Consider the following 19,963-nt stretch of genomic DNA (forward strand, 5'->3'; position numbering starts at 1 on the left):
GTTAGCTCATCATTCCAAGTAGTTGCTCGACAATTTTATTGCCATGCTCTTTTTTGCGGCATATTAACAAAAGCGTGTCGTCACCACTGATCGTTCCCATAATTTCGGGCCATTCCATGCCGTCAACCAAGGAAGCAATAGCATTGGCCGTGCCTGGAAGGCACTTCATGACAACCAGATTGTCTGCTTGGTCAACATGAAGAAAGTTGTCCAGCATGGAACGCTTAAGCTTATTAACAGGAATAAAACGCTGTTCCTGAGGAAGTGAATATTTGTAACGGCCATCCTCGGAAGGAATCTTGATGAGCTGCAATTCCTTGATGTCTCTTGAGACCGTTGCCTGCGTTACCTGTAGGCCAGCCGTGCGAAGCGCGTCCACAAGCTCGTCCTGGGTCTCAATTACATTGCGTCCGATAATTTCGCGAATTTTTACATGTCGCAATCCCTTCATACTTCAGGCCTCCTTTAGTTTAGGTTCTACATTAATATCGAACTTAACCGTTCTTATGGTGTTGTACTCATTGTCCACGATCAGTATACCCTCCAGCTCCGGAAGCAGAAGTGTAAATACGAGTAGACGGTCTCTTAATCCGCTGCCTGTCCATTCCATCGGCTGGCGGTCCCGCACAAGCTTCACCGCATACATGCTGTCATCACGGACCACTATATAGTCCACGTACAGCCGGCTGTACATCTCCTGCCCGTCCAAATCTACGACGAGCGGAACGCGGTGTTTCCCCGAGACGACCTCATATCCTTGTGATTCAAGAAATAACACATGAGGGTCATCCGGCGCTAATATCTCTCCCCGTCCTAACACAAGTCGCTTTATACCCCTCGGCTCATGAAGCCAGTTGTAAAAAGCCCGATAAACCCAAAAGCCGATCAACAGCGCAGCCGCGATCATAACGATCCCGTCCAAGATATCTCCTCCTGGTTCGTGATGAGGGTAGACTTCTATTCGGACATAGGATTATCCTTCCAGGCTAGGGGAGAGAGTCCCCGAACATTTGTTTGCTGCAATCAGAATACCAGAACATGCGTTTGTCTGTAAAGAGGGAAAACGGAATTATTTGCCGGAATGAAAATGTTCGGCCGCTTGGCGCACGAGCTGTTCCAGCTTTTCGGCCCATGCATCAAGAGGCTCCGGATCAGCATCCCGTACCCAATGCGCAAGGAATTCGATATTGCCTTCACCGCCTGTAATGGGTGAAAAGGTCAAATGCCTAAGACTTAAGCCGGCCGTCGCTGCTGCGGCAACTACGTTTTGCAGAACTTCAAGATGCACCGCTTGCTCCCTGACAACTCCGGACTTGCCCACCTTGTCCCGTCCCGCCTCAAACTGAGGTTTAATCAGGCCGACTACATCCGAGCCTTCGGCAATTAGAGGCGCAAGGGCAGGAAGAATCAGCTTGAGCGAGATAAACGATACATCGATGGATGCGCAGTTCGGGACTGGCCCCGTCAGATCCTCAGGCTTGATATAGCGAAAGTTGACCCGCTCCATTACATTGACTTTGGGATGCTGGCGGAGCGACCAGTCCAGCTGATTGTAGCCAACATCAATGGCATACACATAGTCGGCCCCATTTTGGAGCGCACAATCGGTAAAACCTCCCGTAGATGCTCCGATATCAAGCATGACTCGGCCCGACATATCAATCCCGAATTCCCGGATCGCCTTTTCCAGCTTCAAGCCGCCTCGGCTCACATAAGGATGGACGTTCCCCTTCACCTTGATGACGGATTCACGTTTTATTTTTGTTCCACTTTTATCAATCGGCTCATTATCAACGAGCACGAGTCCAGCCATCAGAGCAGCCTTCGCTTTTTCTCGACTTGGAAAATAGCCAAGCTCCACGAGCAGAATATCGATTCGTTCTTTGGTCGTTGTCATTCCAGCTCTCCTTATAACCATAGAATGGCCTGCAGCCGGAATCGCCGCAGGCCATACAAAGGCTTATTTAATGCTGATTGGTCGCCCGCTTGCGCTTAGGCTGCAAAGCAAGCACCTCTGCTGCGAGGCGCTCCGGAGTAAGACCCGCGACTACCTGCTGCTCCTCAATGGAGGCATGCTCGATAAATTCATCGGGAATGCCGATCAGGCTGACAGGAGTTCCCGCTCGTCCCGTGAGCGAATAATGCTCGAGGATGGCGCTGCCGAGACCGCCTTGAACAGCACCTTCTTCCATGACAAGAAGCGGTAGCCCCTCTTCCGCCAAACTATCCAGCATCGCCGTATCCAGCGGCTTGATGAAGCGGGCATTGATCACTCTCAGCGAAAGTCCTTCGCGGCGAAGCAGTTCTGCAGCCCTCTCAGCCACCTCCACCATTGGGCCGATCGCCATCACAGCAGCGGAGTCGCCTTGACGCACAACTTCCCAAGTTCCAATTGGAATCGGCGTCATGACGGGGTCCAGCTCCACGCCCCTGCCGCTTACACGCGGATAGCGAACCGCTATCGGTCCTTCATTATAGTCTACGGCCGTTTTGAGCATATTCCGCAGCTCATTTTCGTCCTTAGGCATCATCATGACCATATTTGGGATATGCCGCATGAATGAGATGTCGAATACGCCGTGATGCGTTTCGCCGTCAGGTCCTACGAACCCAGCTCGGTCAATTGCAAATATAACGTTAGCGTTATGGCGGCATATATCGTGCACGACCTGATCGTAAGCCCGCTGAAGGAACGTAGAGTAAACCGCGTAAACGGGCTTCATTCCTTCCATTGCCAAAGCAGCGGACATCGTAGCCGCATGCTGCTCGGCTATTCCCACATCGATCATCCGACCCGGGAATCGCGCCGCAAACTTCATCAAGCCAGAACCGGCCGGCATGGCCGGAGTCACTGCGACGATCCGCTCATCGCGTTCAGCCAACTCGATAAGAGCATTGCCGAACACCTCCGTATACATAGGCAGGCCGGCGGCTTTCAGTACTTGACCGGATTCGATTTTATAGGGGCTAATGCCATGCCATTTCAAGGAATCAGCTTCTGCCGGCTTATAACCCTTACCCTTTAGCGTTACAACATGCACCAGAACTGGCCCCGGCATATGGCTTGCTTGCTGAAGCGTCTCCAGCAATTGCTCCATGTCATGGCCGTCTACAGGTCCAAGATAATGCAATCCGAACTGCTCAAACAGAATACCGCTGACTAGCAAATACTTGAGACTATCCTTGAATCGCTCGGCCGTTTTGGCTAACTTGCCGCCGATTGCTGGTACCTTTTGAAGAAGCGATTGAAGATCCTCTTTGGCCTTTTGATAATGGCGATCCGCACGAATTCGGCCCAAGTACTGATGCATCGCACCAACGTTCGGAGCAATCGACATCTCATTATCATTGAGTACGACGATCATATTCCGCTTCTCATGGCCGATATGGTTCAGTGCTTCAAGCGCCATCCCGCCGGTAAGCGCACCGTCGCCGATAATCGCAACAACCTTGTTCGACTCACCTTTGAAGTCGCGAGCCATCGCCATGCCCATAGCTGCGGACAGCGAAGTGCTGCTATGCCCAGCTTCCCACACATCATGCTCGCTCTCAGCTCGCTTGATGAAGCCGCAAAGTCCACCTTGCTTGCGCAGTGAATCAAAGCGATCCATGCGCCCGGTCAGGATCTTATGCACGTAGGATTGGTGGCCGACGTCAAAAATAAATTTATCATTTGGACTGTCAAACAGAAAGTGCAGCGCAAGAGTCAGCTCCACAACACCAAGATTTGGCGCCAAATGTCCTCCCGTGGCCGAAAGCTTCGTCACGAGAAAATCTCGGATTTCGCCCGCGAGCTGTTCAAGCTCCAGGACGGAGAGGCCTTTCAGATCTTGAGGTCCGTTAAGTTTATCGAGCAGCACATTAGGTTCCTCGCTTTCGTGAGCGGCAAGAAAGTTGCCGTCCAGTCAATACACATTATTCTCCATTATACCATACAAGACGACATGAATCCTCTTTCCTTGTCACCGATCTCGGTTCATTAGGTAATCGGACAGTTGAAGCAGCCGGTCAGGTCGCTTCAGCTTTGCTTCATACAACGCTTGTTTCGCTTCCTCAGTCAGCTTCTCCATCAACCGGCGACTCTCTTCCATGCCGATCAGATACGGATAAGTCACTTTTCCCGCGACAGTATCGCTGTTCGTCTTTTTGCCAAGCTTTTTCTCATCCCCAATCAAATCCAGAATGTCATCCTGAATCTGAAAAGCCAGACCGATTTTGCGGCCGAACGTCGTCAGCTTTGCCAACGTTTCAGCGTCGGCTCCGCCGAGCCTTGCACCGGCCCTTACAGAGAAGACGATTAAGTCACTCGTTTTGTGTTCATGAATATATTCCAGCTCGGCAAGTGTCGTTATTCCCTGCTCTCCTTGCATGTCTGCGGCTTGGCCGCCAACCATGCCTGCAGCTCCGGACAAGCGGGCAAGATCCTCGACAATATCCAGCACATCTACCGGGCTCGCTCCATAGTGACGAGCGGATGCTGCCAGCTGAAAGGCATGAGTAAGTAATGCGTCCCCAGAGAGAATCGCCATCGCTTCGCCAAAAACGCGATGATTCGTCGGCTTTCCACGACGGAAATCATCATTGTCCATCGCAGGCAGATCATCATGGATAAGTGAGTAAGTATGGATCAGCTCCACAGCACAAGCGACACGAAGAGCTGCTTTGCTGTCGCGCTCATCGCCTCGTGCTGCCTCGGCTGAGGCTAACACGAGTACTGGCCGCAGTCTTTTGCCGCCAGCAGACAACGAATAGTTCATTGATTCCCGGAGTTTAATTGGGATGTCCCATTCGGTAGGCAGCGACCTTCCCAGCTCCTCCTCAACGAGGGAAACAGAGGTAGCTAAATAATCGCCAAGCATAGCTTGCTCACTCACAGAGTCTCCCCCCGATCTTCACCCGCAGAGGCAAAAGGCTCTGTCCTAAGCTCAGGCCCTCCATCAAGCAGCGCTTCGATTTTTCTTTCGACCTGTTCGAGCTTACCGCCACACAGATGGGAAAGCTTCATGCCTTCTTGGAACAGCTCGATAGCAGTCTCCAGCGGCACATCGCTGCTTTCAAGCCGCTCTACAATCTCTTCCAGCTTCTCCATTGCCTGCTCAAAGCTGAGCGCCTGCTCTAGCGTCTCATCGCTCATTCCTGCTCATCCTCCTTGATCGACCATACGTGACACTGCGCGCTGCCGTCAGGCAGGCGGACATGAACCACATCGCCGAGCTCCAGATCCTTTACGGAACGGACCAGCTTATCGTTGCTTTCTTCGTATACAAGACTGTACCCACGAGACATTACTTTAAGTGGACTAAGAGCATCCAGCTGTCGCACAGAAGACAGTGTTCGTTGCCGCGCGTCTTTCACATTCGAACGGATAGACTTTTCAAGTCTCTCCATCAAGCGCCCCAGTTCGCGGCGGGACTCGCCAGCTCTGCTATGCGGTGATTGAGTGTCGAGTCTTCTTTGCAATCTCTCCAGCTTATGTGCGGCCCGTTCGGGATGCCGCCCAGCACGCTCCTCCAGCCGCTGGCGAAGTCGGTCAAGCCGCTGAGCTTGATCCAACATATAACGGCGCGGATGGACAAAGTAAGGGGAGCGACGCGCGCGCAGCAGTCGCTCCTTGCGGATGCGAACCTTATTAAGAACGGCCGCTTCCAAACGCTGGTCCAGCCTGGCCAGTGATTCCCGGAGCTCCGCCATATGCGGCGCAGCAATCTCTGCTGCCGCTGTAGGTGTCGCAGCACGCTGATCAGCTGCAAAATCAGCGATCGTAAAGTCCGTCTCATGGCCAACGGCGGAAATGATAGGGATAAGCGAGGAAGCAATGGCTCGGGCCACTGCTTCCTCATTAAATGCCCATAACTCCTCCAGCGAGCCGCCTCCACGGCCAACGATCAACACATCGGCCTTGCCATGACGATTCATGGCCTCAATGCCTCGCACAATGGAAGGAGCAGCGCTTTTACCCTGTACAACTGCGGGATAGATCAAAATCGCTGCCGCCGGATATCGCCGCTGCAGTGTTGTAATGATATCCCGAATTGCAGCGCCTGTCGGCGAGGTTATTACGCCAATTACGGCAGGATAGCGCGGCAGCGGCCGCTTACGCGACTCATGGAACAAACCTTCCTCTTCCAATCGAGCTTTGAGCTGCTCATACGCCAGATAAAGACTGCCAAGTCCGTCCGGCTGCATACTCGTGCAGTAGAACTGGTAATTGCCATCACGCTCATATACGGATATGTTGCCTCTGGCAATGACCTTGGTGCCTTCACGCGGAATAAAGGGAAGCCGCTGATTGTGAGTCGCAAACATGATGCATTTGAGTCGGCTATCCTTATCCTTGAGAGTATAGTACATATGGCCGCTGGAATGATGGGTAAAGTTGGAGATTTCTCCACGAATCCATACGTCGCCAAGCAGACGATCGCCTTCCAGCTTCATGCGAATATATTTGGTCAGTTCTTTGATGGAATAAATACGAGGTGTATCGGCCACTGGATCAAACCCCTGCCTGAAGCTGGGCTGCCTTCAGGGTATTCTTCATCAACATGGCGATCGTCATCGGACCGACTCCGCCTGGAACCGGCGTAATTGCGGACGCCTTGTCAAGGCAATCGTCATAGTCGACATCGCCGGCAAGCTTGCCATTGTTAAGCCGGTTGACGCCAACGTCGATTACAACGGCGCCAGGCTTGATGAAGCGGCTGTCGATCGCCTTGGGTTTACCAATGGCAACGACGAGAATATCAGCCTCCGCAGCGATTCGCTCCATGTTTTCCGTACGAGAGTGGCAGATGGTAACGGTGGCATTTTCGCGGAGCAGCAACATCGCAACAGGTTTGCCTACAATATTGCTACGTCCAATGACAACCGCATGTTTGCCTGAGATGTCCATGCCGGTACGTTTGATCAACTCAATGATGCCTGCAGGAGTGCATGGCAGAAGGCTCTCATCACCGATAACCAGATTGCCAGTGTTTTGAGGACTGAAGCTATCTACGTCCTTGTGGACCGCAATCGCATCGATTACCAACTTCTCGTTGATGTGCTTCGGCAGCGGAAGCTGGACGAGGATTCCATGCACGGAATCGCTGCGGTTCAGACTTCCAACAAGCTGAACAAGCTCAGCTTCCGTCGTTTCCTCCGGCAGTCGATGAACCTCGGAGTAAAAGCCCATTTCGCGGCAGGTTTTCTCCTTATTGCCGACATAAACAGCCGAAGCCGGATCCCCGCCGACCAAAACGACCGCCAGACCAGGTACAATTCCTTGCCCCTTCAAGTTCTCTGTTTCCAGTCGTATCTCATCCTTGATTTCCTGTGCGATACGTTTGCCGTCAATAACCTTTGCACTCATGAGAATCTCTCCCCTCGGAACGTTGACCTCTTGTGAACGGTTTATTGGGATTTGAGCTTGTCCAGTTCCGCAATAAGTCTGCCCAGTACACCGTTGACAAACTTGCCCGATTCGTTCGTGCCGAAATGTTTGGACAGCTCGATGGCTTCATTGACAACCGCCTTGGGCGGTACATCGACGCCGAAGACAAGCTCATAACAGGCAAGTCGCAGCACCTGGTGATCAACCTTGGACAGACGATCGACCTGCCAGCCCGTCAAATATTGCTGCAGCATAGCGTCAATGGCTACTTTGCGTTCGATAACGCCAAGCACGAGTTGCTTCGCGAACTCTCCCGTCTCGCCTTCTTCCACCTTATCTGCGCCGATCTCATTCTCATCCCGGGCTTCTGCAAGCAGCATTGCTACCGCTTCCTCCACTGTTACCTCGTTCATTTCCATATGGTACAGGCTCTGTACCGCAATTTCACGCGCCAACCTACGTTTCATAGTGCCTCCTAGCCTAAGCTATATAATTGTATAGGGATTTTCGTGCTAACCCTTAAAAAACCTATGATCTCCTCCCTGCTCCGAACAACCACGCGTTCGCGCAGCAAAGGTCCGAAGTACGGAGGAGATCACAGGATCAGCGATACCGTTGAAACCGATCTTCAAGCCATGCCGCGATCCTTCTCCAGGGCACTAGCGGCTCGCCGCCGGTATCCTTGCGGAAGCCGACCGTATAGCCTATCCACAGGAGCAAGGCCACAAAAAGCATGTCCCAGAAGCCGGAGACCAGAAATATAAGCGCCAAAAACAAGGCGGTACCTACTCCGGCTATTCTGCCGCCGTAAACTTCCCACCATTCTTTCCACATCGTTGCCCGCCTCCTATTCTACACGGCTCTTGAAGGAAGGAGAAGGAACAACATTGGCTACATACACCGACACGGCCGCAACCGGAATCCCCGTTATTTCCTCCACATGATCCTTGACAGACTTCTGAATGTCCTCGGTCAGAAGAGGAATGGAAGTTTCACCGTCCACAACAGCGCGAATCGCGATCTCAAGTCCGGCTTCAGCTGCTGTAATACGAGTTTTGAGGTCCTTCACACCACGCTGGCGGCCAGCTGCCTTAAGCACAAGGCTCTCTACCGTATCCATTGAAATGCGAATGTCACCAAAGTCGTTGCGTTGATCGATGGAAGAAGAAGCAGTTCCCGCAACCCGGATCGACACATAGAACAACCGCACACTGATTAACAGCATGACAATCGCACCGATCAGAATGGTCAGATTAACCATACTACCGGTCTCGTACCACTCGGATATGAAACTTGCCGCGTCATTTTCCTTGAAGCCTCCGGCGCTGAAAATAATCGCAATTACCGCTATGATACCTGCCACAAGACTGTACAGAAACAAGAGCAGTCTGTCCACAATTCGACTCACGCGAGGTAGACCTCCTCTATAAAGCGGAATAAACCCCCTTGCGCCGAGCGGCTGCCCAATCACAAGGGGGTGATGGATCAAAACTTATTTTACTCTCAGAGCAGCGTCTTCCTCTTCGGGACGCTCCCCTGACTTGAAGTAAACGTCATGAATATGTACGTTCACCTCAACTACGATCAGGCCCGTCATCATCTCGATGGATTTCTTGACGTTGCGCTGAATCTCGGCTGCGATGTCAGGAATGGGATTGCCGTATTCCACGATAATGGACACATCAACCGCGGCCTCGCGATGACCAACTTCCACCTTCACGCCTTTGGACAAATTCTTGCGTCCCAGAAGCTCCGCGATGCCGCCTCCTAGACCGCCGCTCATCCCTGCCACGCCTTCGATCTCGATTGTTGCGAGTCCTGCAATAACCTCGATTACTTCAGGCGCAATCTGGATGGTGCCGATGTCTGTTTTCTCGTAGTCCGCTGCCATGATGCTCATCTGCTAAGCGCACCTCCCGCTTGATAGGCTTCCCCCGGTCCTAGTACCGAGGGCTCATCCGTTTTCATATTCCTATACTATAACATTCCATGGGTTTTATGACAAACGGATTCAAGCGTCCCCAGCTTCATCGCCATAGGGCTTGTTCACATCATGTTCTTCCAAGAATTTGATGTCGAAGCTGCCGCCGAGGAAGATCGGATGCTCTAGCAGTTTCAAGTGGAACGGGATCGTCGTCTTGATGCCCTCGATCGCAAATTCAGCAAGCGCACGTTTCATCCGCGCTATCGCCTCGGTGCGGGTAGGAGCCCAAACAATCAGCTTAGCAATCATGGAATCATAATGCGGTGAAATGGTATAGCCAGGATAAGCCGAGCTATCCACACGAACGCCGATGCCACCCGGTGGCAAGTAGAAGCCGATCTTGCCTGGAGAAGGCATGAAGCCGCGATCGGAATCCTCCGCATTGATGCGGCATTCCATCGAAACGCCGTTGATCTTGAGATCGTCCTGCGTGAATGATAGCGGATTACCTTCGGTTACGGAGATCATTTCCTTGATTAGATCGATTCCGGTAATCATCTCGGTAACTGGATGCTCGACCTGGATGCGGGTGTTCATCTCCATGAAATAGAACTGTCCGTCCGCTCCAAGCAGAAATTCCAGCGTGCCTGCGCCGGAATATTCCACGGCCAGGGCCGCGCGTACAGCCGCGAGGCCCATCCGTTGCCGCAGATCTTCGCTGAGAACTGGGCATGGCGCCTCCTCAACGAGCTTCTGCCTGCGGCGCTGCACGGAGCAGTCCCGCTCGAACAAATGTACAGCATTACCATGACGGTCGGCCATGATCTGAATTTCGACATGCTTCATGCCGGTCAGGTATTTCTCCAAATATACGCCAGCATTGCCGAACGCCTTTTGGGCTTCCTGCTGAGCAGTCGTAATCTGTTGAATAAGCGCCTCTTCGTTGTCGGCGATGCGAATACCCTTGCCTCCGCCTCCAGCCGTCGCCTTGATGATAATAGGATAGCCAATGTCCCGTGCGATACGAACGGCTTCATCGAGATCCTCGATGATTCCGTCCGAACCAGGAATGATCGGTACGCGTGCATTCTTCATCGTCTGCTTGGCCATCGCCTTGTCGCCCATACGAGTAATCGCTGAAGGCGACGGTCCGATGAACGAAATATTGCAGGACTCGCAAATTTCCGCGAAGTCAGCGTTTTCAGCGAGGAAGCCATAACCTGGATGAATAGCGTCGCATTCGGTCAACGTGGCGACACTCATGATGTTGGTCAAGTTCAGGTAGCTATCCTTCGACAACGTTGGTCCGATGCAATAAGCCTCGTCTGCCAATCGTACATGCAGCGATTCGCGGTCAGCCTCAGAATAGACGGCGACTGTTGCGATGCCAAGCTCACGGCATGCCCGGATGATCCTCACGGCAATCTCGCCGCGGTTGGCGATAAGGATTTTTTGGAATTTCAAAATGCTAGTCTCCTCCCTGCGCAACGTCATCTTATTCCGGACGGACCAGGAACAGCGGCTGGCCGTATTCGACCAATTGGCCGTTCTGCACGAGCACCTCGACGATTTCGCCGCGCACCTCGGCTTCCAGCTCGTTCATCAGCTTCATCGCCTCAAGAATGCAGACGACGCTTTTCTCGGTTACCTTACTACCCGGCGTTATAAAGGGAGGGTTGTCCGGAGAAGCGGCGGAATAAAAAGTGCCGACCATCGGCGAAACGATCTGATGCAGGTTTTCCTGCGGCACACTCGGCGCTGCCGCTGCAGGCGTCTGGGCAACTGCTGCAGCTGACGTAGGGGCTGCGGCTTGGTCCGGAGCAGGCATATATGTATGGACAGCAGGCGCATTTTGATAGATGATCGCCTCCGTCTTGCCCGGCTTACGGATCAGCAGGCGGGTACCTTCGTTCTCAATCTCGAATTCTTGCACGGAAGTCTGGTCAATCAGCTTGATCAGCTCTTTGATTTCGTTAAGTTTGAACATGCGATTCACTCCTTCGACGGTTGCAGCATAGATAGCAGCATTCATGCTACTCCAGCCGCGCTGCTAGCCTGAGCCACTGGCTCCTAGCGGCCAGACGTAGTGTATTATAGCACAAGCCCTCCTTCAGCACGAGTAGGAATGCCAAAGGAGATCTGTTCTATTTCACTCTACTAAACTAAGATGCCTGACTCGCAAGCTCCGCCGGACGAAAAAAGGCTTTCCGGGGAGGCCGGAAAGCCTTTAATTAAGCTCTAAAGTTGCCTTATGGTAAGTACTGCACGAGCACATCGCCTGCATTGATGTTCAGCGTCGTGCTCACTTTCGTAATGATAGCAGCCGCTTGGCTGCGCTGCAGCTTCTCGCTTTGCACGACGACTTTGACGGACTCGCCGTTTTCGTCGATCACGACATTTTTGAAGTCCTTGCCAAGCTGATCGCGAAGCTCAGTCAGCTTATCCTGACGCGCCTCGAAGGTGTCGAGCTCAGCTACCGCTTTAGTCGATCCCTCTGCGTCCTGTTTAACGTCGGAAATTTTGTTCATTAACTCCTCATACTGCTGGTTGACGCGCTCTTGGGAGCGAACCCCCATCTCCTGGAACTGGCTGGAAGCCCCGCCAGCTTCGTATTGCTGGAGCACAGCCAGATCATCTGGCGTCAAGCCCGTTTCCGCAGAAGTTTCTTTAGTGGCATCGGTACCTTCCTTGGTCGTTCCGCTATCCTTGCCCCCTGCAGCATCGGTGCCCTTTGCCGGCTCCTGCTGAGCTCCTTGGTTATCCTTTGGATCTTGGCCTTCCATTGTACCTTGTTGCTCAGCAGCTTCAACGGCAGCTTCCTCTTCAAGAGCTCCATTACCAGTAACTTGCTGTACATCAATGCCTTCCGAGCTTGATACCTCAGCAGCTCCCGCCTGAGTTTGAGCCGTATCTTTAAGCCCCTTCGTACCGGTGTCTTCAGTGAACAGATAATAAGCGGACAAAACAACCATCAAGCTCAGCATCGAAACTAGCCATATTGTTTGACGTTTGGAATTCATTGTTTTTAACCCTCCTTGGATTAGTATCCTCATATTCCATTCCGTGTTTTCCGTCTAGTAGATGACTTCTTCGACTCATCATGTCTTGCGAGGAACGATCGAAATGGCGGATAGCGGCACATCCATTCCCCGTTCAACTGCTTCCGTAATAATCCGTCGCACGGTGGCGTTTTCCGCCCCTTTTGCTACGACCAGTACCCCCCGAATTTCCGGTTTGATGATTTTTGTGACGACCGGCTTTTGCTCCCCTGACACCTCGTACATGACAATCTGTCCACTGCTGGTCATCTGCGTCACATGCCGCTTGCCGCCAGCTTTATCCGTTTCCTCCGTTGTCTGCTGCGAGGTGTTGTCGTCTTTCCCCCAAATCATTTCCTCTGTCGAGTCCACCGTTACTAACACGCTGACCGTACCGACTCCGACAATCTGCTCCAGAATCTCCTTCAGCCTGTTCTCCAGCGGTGTCTCGATTGAAGTAAAATCCGCCCCGGACGACTGGACCCGAGATCCAAGCACGCTCTGATCCTCTGGCGCCGGAAGTGGAGGGTTGGCCCCTGGGCCTGTGCCGACTTCCCGAAAGTTCAGTACGTTGCCGGCAATGATCAGAGCAATTCCAATGCCTCCGAGCACTAACAACCAGCGCAGCGATTTAATTCTGCCCGGACCACCGGAACCGCTTCCGGCCGCCTGCTCCAGCTTTTCCCACCATTTGGCCACAACAGCCTCCCCCTCCCTAGCCGCTTCGGGACGGCTCCAGCTCTACACGGATGCTGCCGTTCCCGATCTGCCAGCCGTTGCTGACCAAAGCCCGAATCCGGCGCTCCAGCTCCGGCGGTACGCTTGCTCCTTCATCAGCAGGCTCGATCGAGCCGCCCATCACCGGAACAGAGTCCTCGCCGCCTTTGGCTCCCTCATCTAATCCCGTCTGTCCTTGGCCGCCGCCGTCATTAGGCGACACCTCGATTTCGACTGCCTGCACCGGCTGAATAGCCGATTCCTTAACCGTCTCCGGCGTGCCCGTACCTTCTTCAGCACCAGCCGGTGCTCCGTTCGAATCCAATGCGAGCGTCACTACGACGGAAGAGATCGTACCGCTTCCCTGGCCGTCCCATTTAACCGCAGCGTCCACCGCGCTGACACCAGCACCTGTTTCCTGCTCGATTGCTGTCTCGATGCCAGCTTCCAGCTGGGTCCGAGCCAGCGAGACAACCTGCTCTTGCGAGCTTCCAGCGGCGATCTCGGCGCGGCGCATAATTTCGTCCAGAGATGGCATTTTCACCTGTGAATTCTCTAGCTCCCGGTTCCACTCCTGATAGCCGGTTTCCAGCTTCATCTGGAAATCTCCCTGCACCAGCCTCAGTAAAGGCGTCAGAATGACCAGCAGTACGATCAGGCCCGTAATCAGTCTCGCATACCGCTGCATCCTTTCATTCGGCAGCAGCAGGTCGACCACTGCCGCCAGCAAAACGACAGCAACGACGTCACGCAGCCAGGAGCTCAGCCAATCCAACACAACTAACGCCTCCCCGGGCTCCTGCAGGAGCCTTGCTCAAAGCTCATCTCATCATGATGGCCGCATTGCCGGCAGTCAGAATAATCGTTACAGCCAGGAAAAACATCAGGCTGACCGCCGCCAGCGCACCAAACACGTAGAGCATCGTTTTGCCTATCGTGCTTAGGCAGACTGTAATCGGGCTCGACCCAAGTGGCTGCAGCACCGCTCCGCATACGTTGTAGATGGCTGCCAGTACGAGAATTTTGATGGCCGGGAATGCACTTAGGAATATTAGGATGATAACTCCTGCCAGCCCGACGGCGTTTTTGGCCAGCATGGACGCTGAGATGACCGTATCCGCTGCATCCGAGAAGGATTTGCCGACGACGGGTACGAAGCTGCCGCTAATGAACTTGGCCGTTCTCATCGTCACCCCGTCCGTCATCGACCCCGTTGCACCTTGAATGGAGATTACTCCCAGGAACACGCTGAGCATCACTCCGAGCAGCCCTGCGCCCACTGTCCGCAACAGATTCGCCAGCTGTGTGACCCGGAAACGGTCTGACATCGCACTCGCGATATGCAGCACCGCCGAGAAGAACAGCAGCGGGAACACAACGGTGTAGATGAGCGTGCCGACCAGATGAACCATGAAGATAATGACCGGATGCAGCAGCGTCACTGTGGCGATGCTGCCCGTGCTGGCGATAAGCGTCATGAGCAGCGGCACCATGGCCATCATGAACTGGATCATCGCCTCGATTGCATCTCTGGCATAACCGATCGCCACATGGAAGCTGTTGACGGCTAGCACGATAAGCACCATATAAGCGACTGCGTAGGCGACCTGGCTGACCGCCTGCCGCTCGAAAGCGGACTGCAGCGTCTGCAGGATGGAGCTGAATACAGCGAGCAGTACGATCGAGACGAGCAGTTTGCCATTATACAGCACTTCATGCGCCAGCATGGCGAATAGTGCTTTCAACACGGATGCAGGTTTCAGCCCTTCGCCGCCCGGCGTGATCATCTCCATAAAGCTCGGCATCTTTCCCTCTGGAAAATAACCGCCATACTGTTTCACGAGATCATCCCAGTACGTTTCCACGGCGTCCGTTCCATAGTTGTTTGCCTGCTCCCTTGCCAATTTCTCCGTCATATCGGCCGCTGCCTGGCCGCCCGCATCTCCCGGTGCAATCTCGCTTGCCTGAGGCGGCGCGGTGGCCGAAGCTATATTCGGCAGAGCTAGTAGCATAAGCGAGGCGAACAGCATCAGCAGCAATCTCGTCCAAGTTCCCCGCAAGCCTTCACCCCCCGGCCGGCAGCAGGCCGACTACCGTTTCGACGATCACATTGATGATCGGCACTGCCAGTACGAGGATCAGCACCTTGCCGGCGAACTCTACCTTGGCCGCTACTCCTTCGGCGCCTGCATCCCGGATAATTTGCGCAGCGAATTCCGCAATATAGGCGATGCCGATCATTTTCAAAATCGTCTTCAGGTATACCGACGGAATACCCGATCGCTCCGCTAGCCCCTGCATCGTGCCGATGACAGCCTCGATTCGTCCGATCATCATCAGAAAGATGAATATTCCCGCGAACATAGCCAGCAAGAAGGCGAAAATCGGTTTCTGTTCCTTGAGCACAAGCACCAGAATTGCTGCCAACAGGCCAATCCCTGCAATTTGAACCATTTCCATAAGCTTCTCCCGCCCCGTCGTCCGCTACTGGAACAAGAAGATCGTCTTGATCTCCTGGAACAGGTCGTTCAGCATACGCACGACCATGAACAGCACAACGACGAATCCGATCAGCGTCACCCAATGCGCCATATCTTCCTTGCCCATCTGCTTCAGCACAGTGTGGATCATCGCAACAATAATTCCGATGCCAGCAATCTGGAAGATGGCGCTTATATCCATTGTCATGTCATCGGCACCCCTAAATCATCAAAATGACGACCAGCGCGGCAATGAGAATGCCTAGCGAGCGGGACAGCTTCTCGTAACGCGCCTGGTCGTCCCGGGCGCCGGTTTCTTCTGCCTGCATCTGCTGCTGCGCAAGCCTGAGGTGCTTCAGCTGATCCTCGCGGTCGCTCATGCCAAGCGTGGAGCCAAGCCGCTTCATCGTCGCCAGCTCCGTCTTACGCATCGCCGTTAAAGGCCAGCATTGCTGGAGCGATTCCTCCCAGCACTCCTCGAAGGAGTTGGCATCCGCCAGCTCAAGCCTGTCCGCGGCACCGCTGAAAATCGATGCGGCAGGCTGAGTCATCGGGGCGCCTGTCCGGCGCAACGCCTCAGGGAGTAGTGTGTAGCCGTATCCAATCTCCGTTTCGAGGCGCTGCAGCCCGTGGATCAGCTCCCGCAACTGCTGAGGTCTTTTCGCAAAGCGGGCGGCTTGCAGAAATCCGATCAGCGTGCCTGCGAGCAGAATTAAAACCGCTCCAGCCCCTTTGATCATGGACCTCCACCTCCTACTACGAAATCTGCAGTCGGCTCTCTCGCCGTCGGCTGCGAATGTCGGAGCGCGATGGCTTGTGCCATAAACCCACTGTGTCCGCGGCTGAGGATGACACAGCGGGAGAACGTTCCTTCAAGCAGCAGCTCTCTCAGGATCGGCCTGCCCTTAGCTTCCTCTAGGCTGGACGCATGGGCGGTTGCTACAACCGCAACTCCGGCATGAGCAGCTTCCCGTACCGCCGCCGCATCTTCCGCCCGGCCGATCTCATCGGCCATGATCACCTCGGGCGACATCGACCTGAGCATCATCATCATTCCTTCCGCTTTCGGGCATGCATCCATCACATCGGTCCTAGGGCCGACATCAAAGGAAGGAACCCCTTTGACGGATGCCGCGATTTCCGAGCGCTCATCTACGATGGCGACCCTTCTTCCCGGCCAACCTGCCTGTGCAGGATCCTTCCAGGCACCGGAGCTGACGATGCGGGCCAGATCACGAAGCATCGTGGTTTTGCCCATTCTCGGCGGCCCGATAATCAATGTGGAAAGGATCGTTCGTCGTGATGAATCTGCGAGTTGGGGTGCCAACCTGTCCGCCGCGCCAACCGCCTCCCTAGCGATCCGAATGTTGAAGCCGCCAATGTCACGGATTGCTTTTACTTCGCCGTGCTCAAGCACGGTACGACCGGCCAGTCCAACCCGATGGCCGCCAGTCACCGTGATATAACCTTTTTTCAACTCTTCTTCCATCGCATAAAGGGAATGTCCGGTCAGCCTGCCGAGCAGCTTGCGACACAATTCGGCGGAAGGCTTGAACGCTTGTTGTGGAGTGTCGCTCCAACCTCCCCTGTCCGTCAGAAACCCCGACTTGCCCAGGCTAACGAGCTCCAGCGGCCGGTCTTCACGCACCCTTACCTCTTCAAGCCCGGTTTGCAGAGGATGCGGCAGCAGGCTGATTCGTTCATAGAGCTCTGGCGGCAGCAGATGCGCGATAACTTTCAACATTGGCGTTCACCCCTTCCCTGGCTAGTCCTTAGAATTATTTGTATGCTTGTCTAGCCGCATTATGACGCCTGCTATAAAGAAGTTTCATAGACTCGCATTCTATTTTTTGAAAATACCGATTAGTAGGCAAACGATTCCGGCCCCGACCCAAAGCAGCTTGGAAGGCGATAGTTTATCCGACAATCCGATCAGGCCAACCGTAGTTGTCGTCAGCAAAACGATCGGCCCGACAAAGGCAAGCGAGGAATTGACAAGCAATGCCTTGTCAATTTGGTTCAAGCGCAGCATCAGCAGAGCAGCCAATATTTCAATGGAGCCCGACACAAGTCGCAGCGAGGCCATCGTGACGACAACTTTGTTCAACATTCCACTCCCAACTTTCCGTAAACGTCGTAATCCAAGCCTATGCCGGCTTGTCTGCGATTATGGCAGACACCTGTCCATCTTCTTTTGGGACCGCAGATGAAGCTCTAACCTCCTACTCTATCAACGCCATTGTCTGCTATCACGGAGGCCTGTACACCGATCGCCCTTCTGAGAGAATCCAGGAACTGTTAGCCGAGCATCGTGGGTTTAAAAATATCCTATAAATAAAAAGGCGGCCCAGGACGAGTTACCGTCCTGGGCCGCCTTTTGTTGTCCCAAGCAAAAAAATCCCTCAAGCGCCCGCTTGAGGGATGAATCGAATCAATCCTTAGCGGCGTTCCGAAGGACCGCCAACAAATACCTGCCCCGCTGTATCCAAGCCGTATGCGGTATGGAGAGCGCGAACTACTTCCTGCAGCGGACCAGCCTCGATGACACAGGAGGTTTTGATCTCCGAGGTGCTGACCATCTTGATGCTGACGCCAGTCTCTGCCATGACGCGGAACATTTTGGCGGCAACACCCGGATTGCTCACCATGCCGGCGCCAACGATCGAAACCTTCACAAGGCCGTCTTCAGAGGTCGTTTCACGGTAAGGAACGTGGTCACGGTTGCCTTCAATAATGGCCATAGCCTTATCGCGGTCGCCGCTGCCGATCGTGAAGCTGAAATCGGCTTTGCCTTCCATGACTCCGCTCTGCACGATGATGTCGACATTAATACCGCCGTCTGCCAGTGCGCCGAATACGCCCGCGAGCACGCCAGGTACATCCTCCACGCCCAGAATGCTGATGCGGACAACATCTTTGTCGAACGCAATTCCGCTTACCACGATTCCTTGTTCCATGACCGCTTCCTCCTTGACCGTCGTTCCCTCATTATGGTTGAAGCTCGACCGGACGACCAGCTTCACATTGTATTGCTTCGCATATTCAACCGCCCTTGGGTGCAGCACAGCCGCCCCCAGGTTCGCGAGCTCCAGCATTTCATCATAGGAGATCTCATCCAGCTTGCGTGCATTTTTGACGACGCGTGGATCGGTGGAATAGATGCCGTCCACATCGGTGAAAATCTCGCAAACATCCGCTTCGATCGCCGCAGCAAGCGCCACAGCCGTCGTGTCAGAGCCGCCTCGTCCAAGCGTTGTAATCTCTCCAGTGTCCGTCATACCCTGGAATCCAGCTACGATGACGACCCCGCCGTCATTGAGTGCCGCATGAATACGCTCCGGCTGAATATCCGTAATCCTTGCCTTGCCATGCAGAGCTTCCGTCAGGATGCCTGCCTGCCAGCCTGTCATCGAGACGGCTTCGCGTCCCAAAGCATGTATGGTCATCGACAGCAAGGCGACCGAGATCTGCTCGCCTGTCGTCAGCAGCATATCCATTTCACGAGCCGGAGGGTTCGGGTTCAGCTCTCTGGTTTTGTCGATCAAGTCATCCGTCGTATCTCCCATTGCAGACACCACGACAACAACTTTATGCCCCGCATCCCTGTTCTCAACAATCCGTCGCGCAACTCTTTGCATCCGTTCTGTCGTGCCGACCGAACTGCCGCCGAACTTCATTACGATCAACGACACCGCTGTTCACTCCCTACCTAAGCTGATACAATCAAGTACCGATTATAGCACATTCCCGCATTACAGAGTAGATGAAATTCCCGACCTTTTGCCCGCTCCAAAATGGAATAAGCCGCCCGGCAAGCCAGGCGGCCAATTCCCAATATGATTGCCTTTCCAAATAAAGGAACGGCTACTATTCGCTAGGCGCGGGAAATGTAACGACCTTCGCGAGTATCGATCAGAAGCACGTCGCCTTCGTTGATGAACAGTGGAACTTGGACCGTAAAGCCCGTTTCCAACGTAGCATTTTTCGTAGCGCCTTGAGCTGTGTTTCCTTTAACGCCTGGCTCGGTTTCCGTTACCTTCAGCTCAACGCTGTTAGGCATCGTGATTCCGATGATTTCGCCTTTGTAGCTGGCGATGTTAACGTTCATGTTTTCTTTAAGGAAGTTGATTTCCCACTCCAGCTGTTTTTTGTCCAGGTTGAACTGGTCAAAGGACTCATTGTCCATGAAGCTGTATTCAGCGCCGCTATTGTACAGGTACTGTACTTCGCGGTTCTCAACATGAGCGCGGCCAAGCGTTTCGCCGGCACGGAAAGTTTTTTCCACGATGTTGCCGTTGCGGAGGTTTTTGAGCTTGGTGCGGACGAATGCAGCGCCTTTGCCCGGTTTAACGTGTTGGAACTCAATAACGGCGAAAATATCGGTTTCTACTTCAATCGTAATGCCGGTTTTAAAATCGTTCACTGAAATCACAGG

At 53.7% G+C, this 19,963-nt stretch carries 25 protein-coding genes; all 25 read right to left on the reverse strand.

Annotation, left to right across the window (positions count from 1 at the left end; all coding sequences use genetic code 11):
• Position 1: 1 nt before the first annotated feature.
• Entirely contained in the window at positions 2–451 is a 450-nt protein-coding gene (ahrC, locus tag CGZ75_RS08755; RefSeq protein WP_089523818.1) for a transcriptional regulator AhrC/ArgR, read from the reverse strand.
• Between the two features lie 3 nt (positions 452–454).
• Entirely contained in the window at positions 455–922 is a 468-nt protein-coding gene (locus CGZ75_RS08760; RefSeq protein ID WP_245850747.1) for a hypothetical protein, read from the reverse strand.
• A 147-nt stretch (positions 923–1,069) separates the two neighbouring features.
• Positions 1,070–1,897: a TlyA family RNA methyltransferase gene (locus tag CGZ75_RS08765; protein ID WP_089523819.1), complete on the reverse strand. Its 828-nt coding sequence runs from the start codon at positions 1,895–1,897 to the stop codon at positions 1,070–1,072.
• 67 nt (positions 1,898–1,964) lie between these two features.
• Positions 1,965–3,860, reverse strand: a complete 1,896-nt coding sequence (gene dxs, locus CGZ75_RS08770; protein WP_089523820.1) for a 1-deoxy-D-xylulose-5-phosphate synthase — start codon at positions 3,858–3,860, stop codon at positions 1,965–1,967.
• A gap of 102 nt (positions 3,861–3,962) precedes the next feature.
• Complete coding sequence (locus tag CGZ75_RS08775; protein WP_089524623.1) at positions 3,963–4,859, reverse strand: polyprenyl synthetase family protein; 897 nt, start codon at positions 4,857–4,859, stop codon at positions 3,963–3,965.
• 11 nt (positions 4,860–4,870) lie between these two features.
• Positions 4,871–5,134, reverse strand: coding sequence for an exodeoxyribonuclease VII small subunit (gene xseB, locus CGZ75_RS08780; RefSeq protein WP_089523821.1), 264 nt, complete (start codon positions 5,132–5,134; stop codon positions 4,871–4,873).
• Positions 5,131–6,489 (reverse strand): exodeoxyribonuclease VII large subunit, encoded by a 1,359-nt coding sequence (gene xseA, locus CGZ75_RS08785; RefSeq protein WP_089523822.1) that lies wholly within the window; start codon positions 6,487–6,489, stop codon positions 5,131–5,133. Before xseA ends, xseB begins: the two co-directional genes overlap by 4 nt.
• Positions 6,490–6,493: 4 nt before the next feature.
• Positions 6,494–7,348, reverse strand: a complete 855-nt coding sequence (gene folD, locus CGZ75_RS08790) for a bifunctional methylenetetrahydrofolate dehydrogenase/methenyltetrahydrofolate cyclohydrolase FolD (RefSeq protein WP_089523823.1) — start codon at positions 7,346–7,348, stop codon at positions 6,494–6,496.
• 41 nt (positions 7,349–7,389) lie between these two features.
• Positions 7,390–7,836, reverse strand: coding sequence for a transcription antitermination factor NusB (gene nusB / locus CGZ75_RS08795; RefSeq protein WP_089523824.1), 447 nt, complete (start codon positions 7,834–7,836; stop codon positions 7,390–7,392).
• Positions 7,837–7,972: 136 nt separating this feature from the next.
• Positions 7,973–8,203 carry a DUF2273 domain-containing protein gene (locus CGZ75_RS08800; protein WP_089523825.1) on the reverse strand — a complete coding sequence of 77 codons (231 nt, stop codon included), beginning with the start codon at positions 8,201–8,203 and terminating at the stop codon, positions 7,973–7,975.
• 13 nt (positions 8,204–8,216) lie between these two features.
• A complete protein-coding gene (gene amaP / locus CGZ75_RS08805; RefSeq protein WP_089523826.1) occupies positions 8,217–8,777 on the reverse strand; it encodes an alkaline shock response membrane anchor protein AmaP in 561 nt (186 codons plus the stop codon).
• A gap of 84 nt (positions 8,778–8,861) precedes the next feature.
• Positions 8,862–9,269, reverse strand: coding sequence for an Asp23/Gls24 family envelope stress response protein (locus CGZ75_RS08810; RefSeq protein ID WP_089523827.1), 408 nt, complete (start codon positions 9,267–9,269; stop codon positions 8,862–8,864).
• A gap of 111 nt (positions 9,270–9,380) precedes the next feature.
• Entirely contained in the window at positions 9,381–10,757 is a 1,377-nt protein-coding gene (gene accC / locus CGZ75_RS08815) for an acetyl-CoA carboxylase biotin carboxylase subunit (protein ID WP_089523828.1), read from the reverse strand.
• 31 nt (positions 10,758–10,788) lie between these two features.
• Entirely contained in the window at positions 10,789–11,280 is a 492-nt protein-coding gene (accB, locus tag CGZ75_RS08820) for an acetyl-CoA carboxylase biotin carboxyl carrier protein (protein WP_089524624.1), read from the reverse strand.
• 262 nt (positions 11,281–11,542) lie between these two features.
• Positions 11,543–12,313: a SpoIIIAH-like family protein gene (locus CGZ75_RS08825; RefSeq protein ID WP_089523829.1), complete on the reverse strand. Its 771-nt coding sequence runs from the start codon at positions 12,311–12,313 to the stop codon at positions 11,543–11,545.
• Between the two features lie 78 nt (positions 12,314–12,391).
• On the reverse strand, positions 12,392–13,030 hold the full coding sequence (gene spoIIIAG / locus CGZ75_RS08830; RefSeq protein WP_089523830.1) for a stage III sporulation protein AG: 639 nt from the start codon (positions 13,028–13,030) through the stop codon (positions 12,392–12,394).
• 16 nt (positions 13,031–13,046) lie between these two features.
• Entirely contained in the window at positions 13,047–13,826 is a 780-nt protein-coding gene (spoIIIAF, locus tag CGZ75_RS08835; protein WP_176444735.1) for a stage III sporulation protein AF, read from the reverse strand.
• Positions 13,827–13,869: 43 nt separating this feature from the next.
• Positions 13,870–15,060, reverse strand: coding sequence for a stage III sporulation protein AE (spoIIIAE, locus tag CGZ75_RS08840; RefSeq protein ID WP_176444814.1), 1,191 nt, complete (start codon positions 15,058–15,060; stop codon positions 13,870–13,872).
• 52 nt (positions 15,061–15,112) lie between these two features.
• Positions 15,113–15,508: a stage III sporulation protein AD gene (spoIIIAD, locus tag CGZ75_RS08845; protein ID WP_089523832.1), complete on the reverse strand. Its 396-nt coding sequence runs from the start codon at positions 15,506–15,508 to the stop codon at positions 15,113–15,115.
• A 24-nt stretch (positions 15,509–15,532) separates the two neighbouring features.
• Complete coding sequence (gene spoIIIAC, locus CGZ75_RS08850; RefSeq protein WP_028599864.1) at positions 15,533–15,736, reverse strand: stage III sporulation protein AC; 204 nt, start codon at positions 15,734–15,736, stop codon at positions 15,533–15,535.
• A gap of 13 nt (positions 15,737–15,749) precedes the next feature.
• Entirely contained in the window at positions 15,750–16,268 is a 519-nt protein-coding gene (gene spoIIIAB / locus CGZ75_RS08855; RefSeq protein ID WP_089523833.1) for a stage III sporulation protein SpoIIIAB, read from the reverse strand.
• Complete coding sequence (gene spoIIIAA / locus CGZ75_RS08860) at positions 16,265–17,272, reverse strand: stage III sporulation protein AA (RefSeq protein ID WP_089523834.1); 1,008 nt, start codon at positions 17,270–17,272, stop codon at positions 16,265–16,267. Before spoIIIAA ends, spoIIIAB begins: the two co-directional genes overlap by 4 nt.
• A gap of 99 nt (positions 17,273–17,371) precedes the next feature.
• Entirely contained in the window at positions 17,372–17,638 is a 267-nt protein-coding gene (locus tag CGZ75_RS08865) for a YqhV family protein (RefSeq protein ID WP_089523835.1), read from the reverse strand.
• A gap of 328 nt (positions 17,639–17,966) precedes the next feature.
• Positions 17,967–19,220, reverse strand: coding sequence for an aspartate kinase (locus CGZ75_RS08870; protein WP_089523836.1), 1,254 nt, complete (start codon positions 19,218–19,220; stop codon positions 17,967–17,969).
• 182 nt (positions 19,221–19,402) lie between these two features.
• A complete protein-coding gene (gene efp / locus CGZ75_RS08875; RefSeq protein ID WP_089523837.1) occupies positions 19,403–19,960 on the reverse strand; it encodes an elongation factor P in 558 nt (185 codons plus the stop codon).
• Between the last annotated feature and the right edge of the window lie 3 nt (positions 19,961–19,963).

The organism is Paenibacillus herberti, from assembly GCF_002233675.1.
GTDB classification, from domain to species: Bacteria; Bacillota; Bacilli; order Paenibacillales; family Paenibacillaceae; genus Paenibacillus_O; species Paenibacillus_O herberti.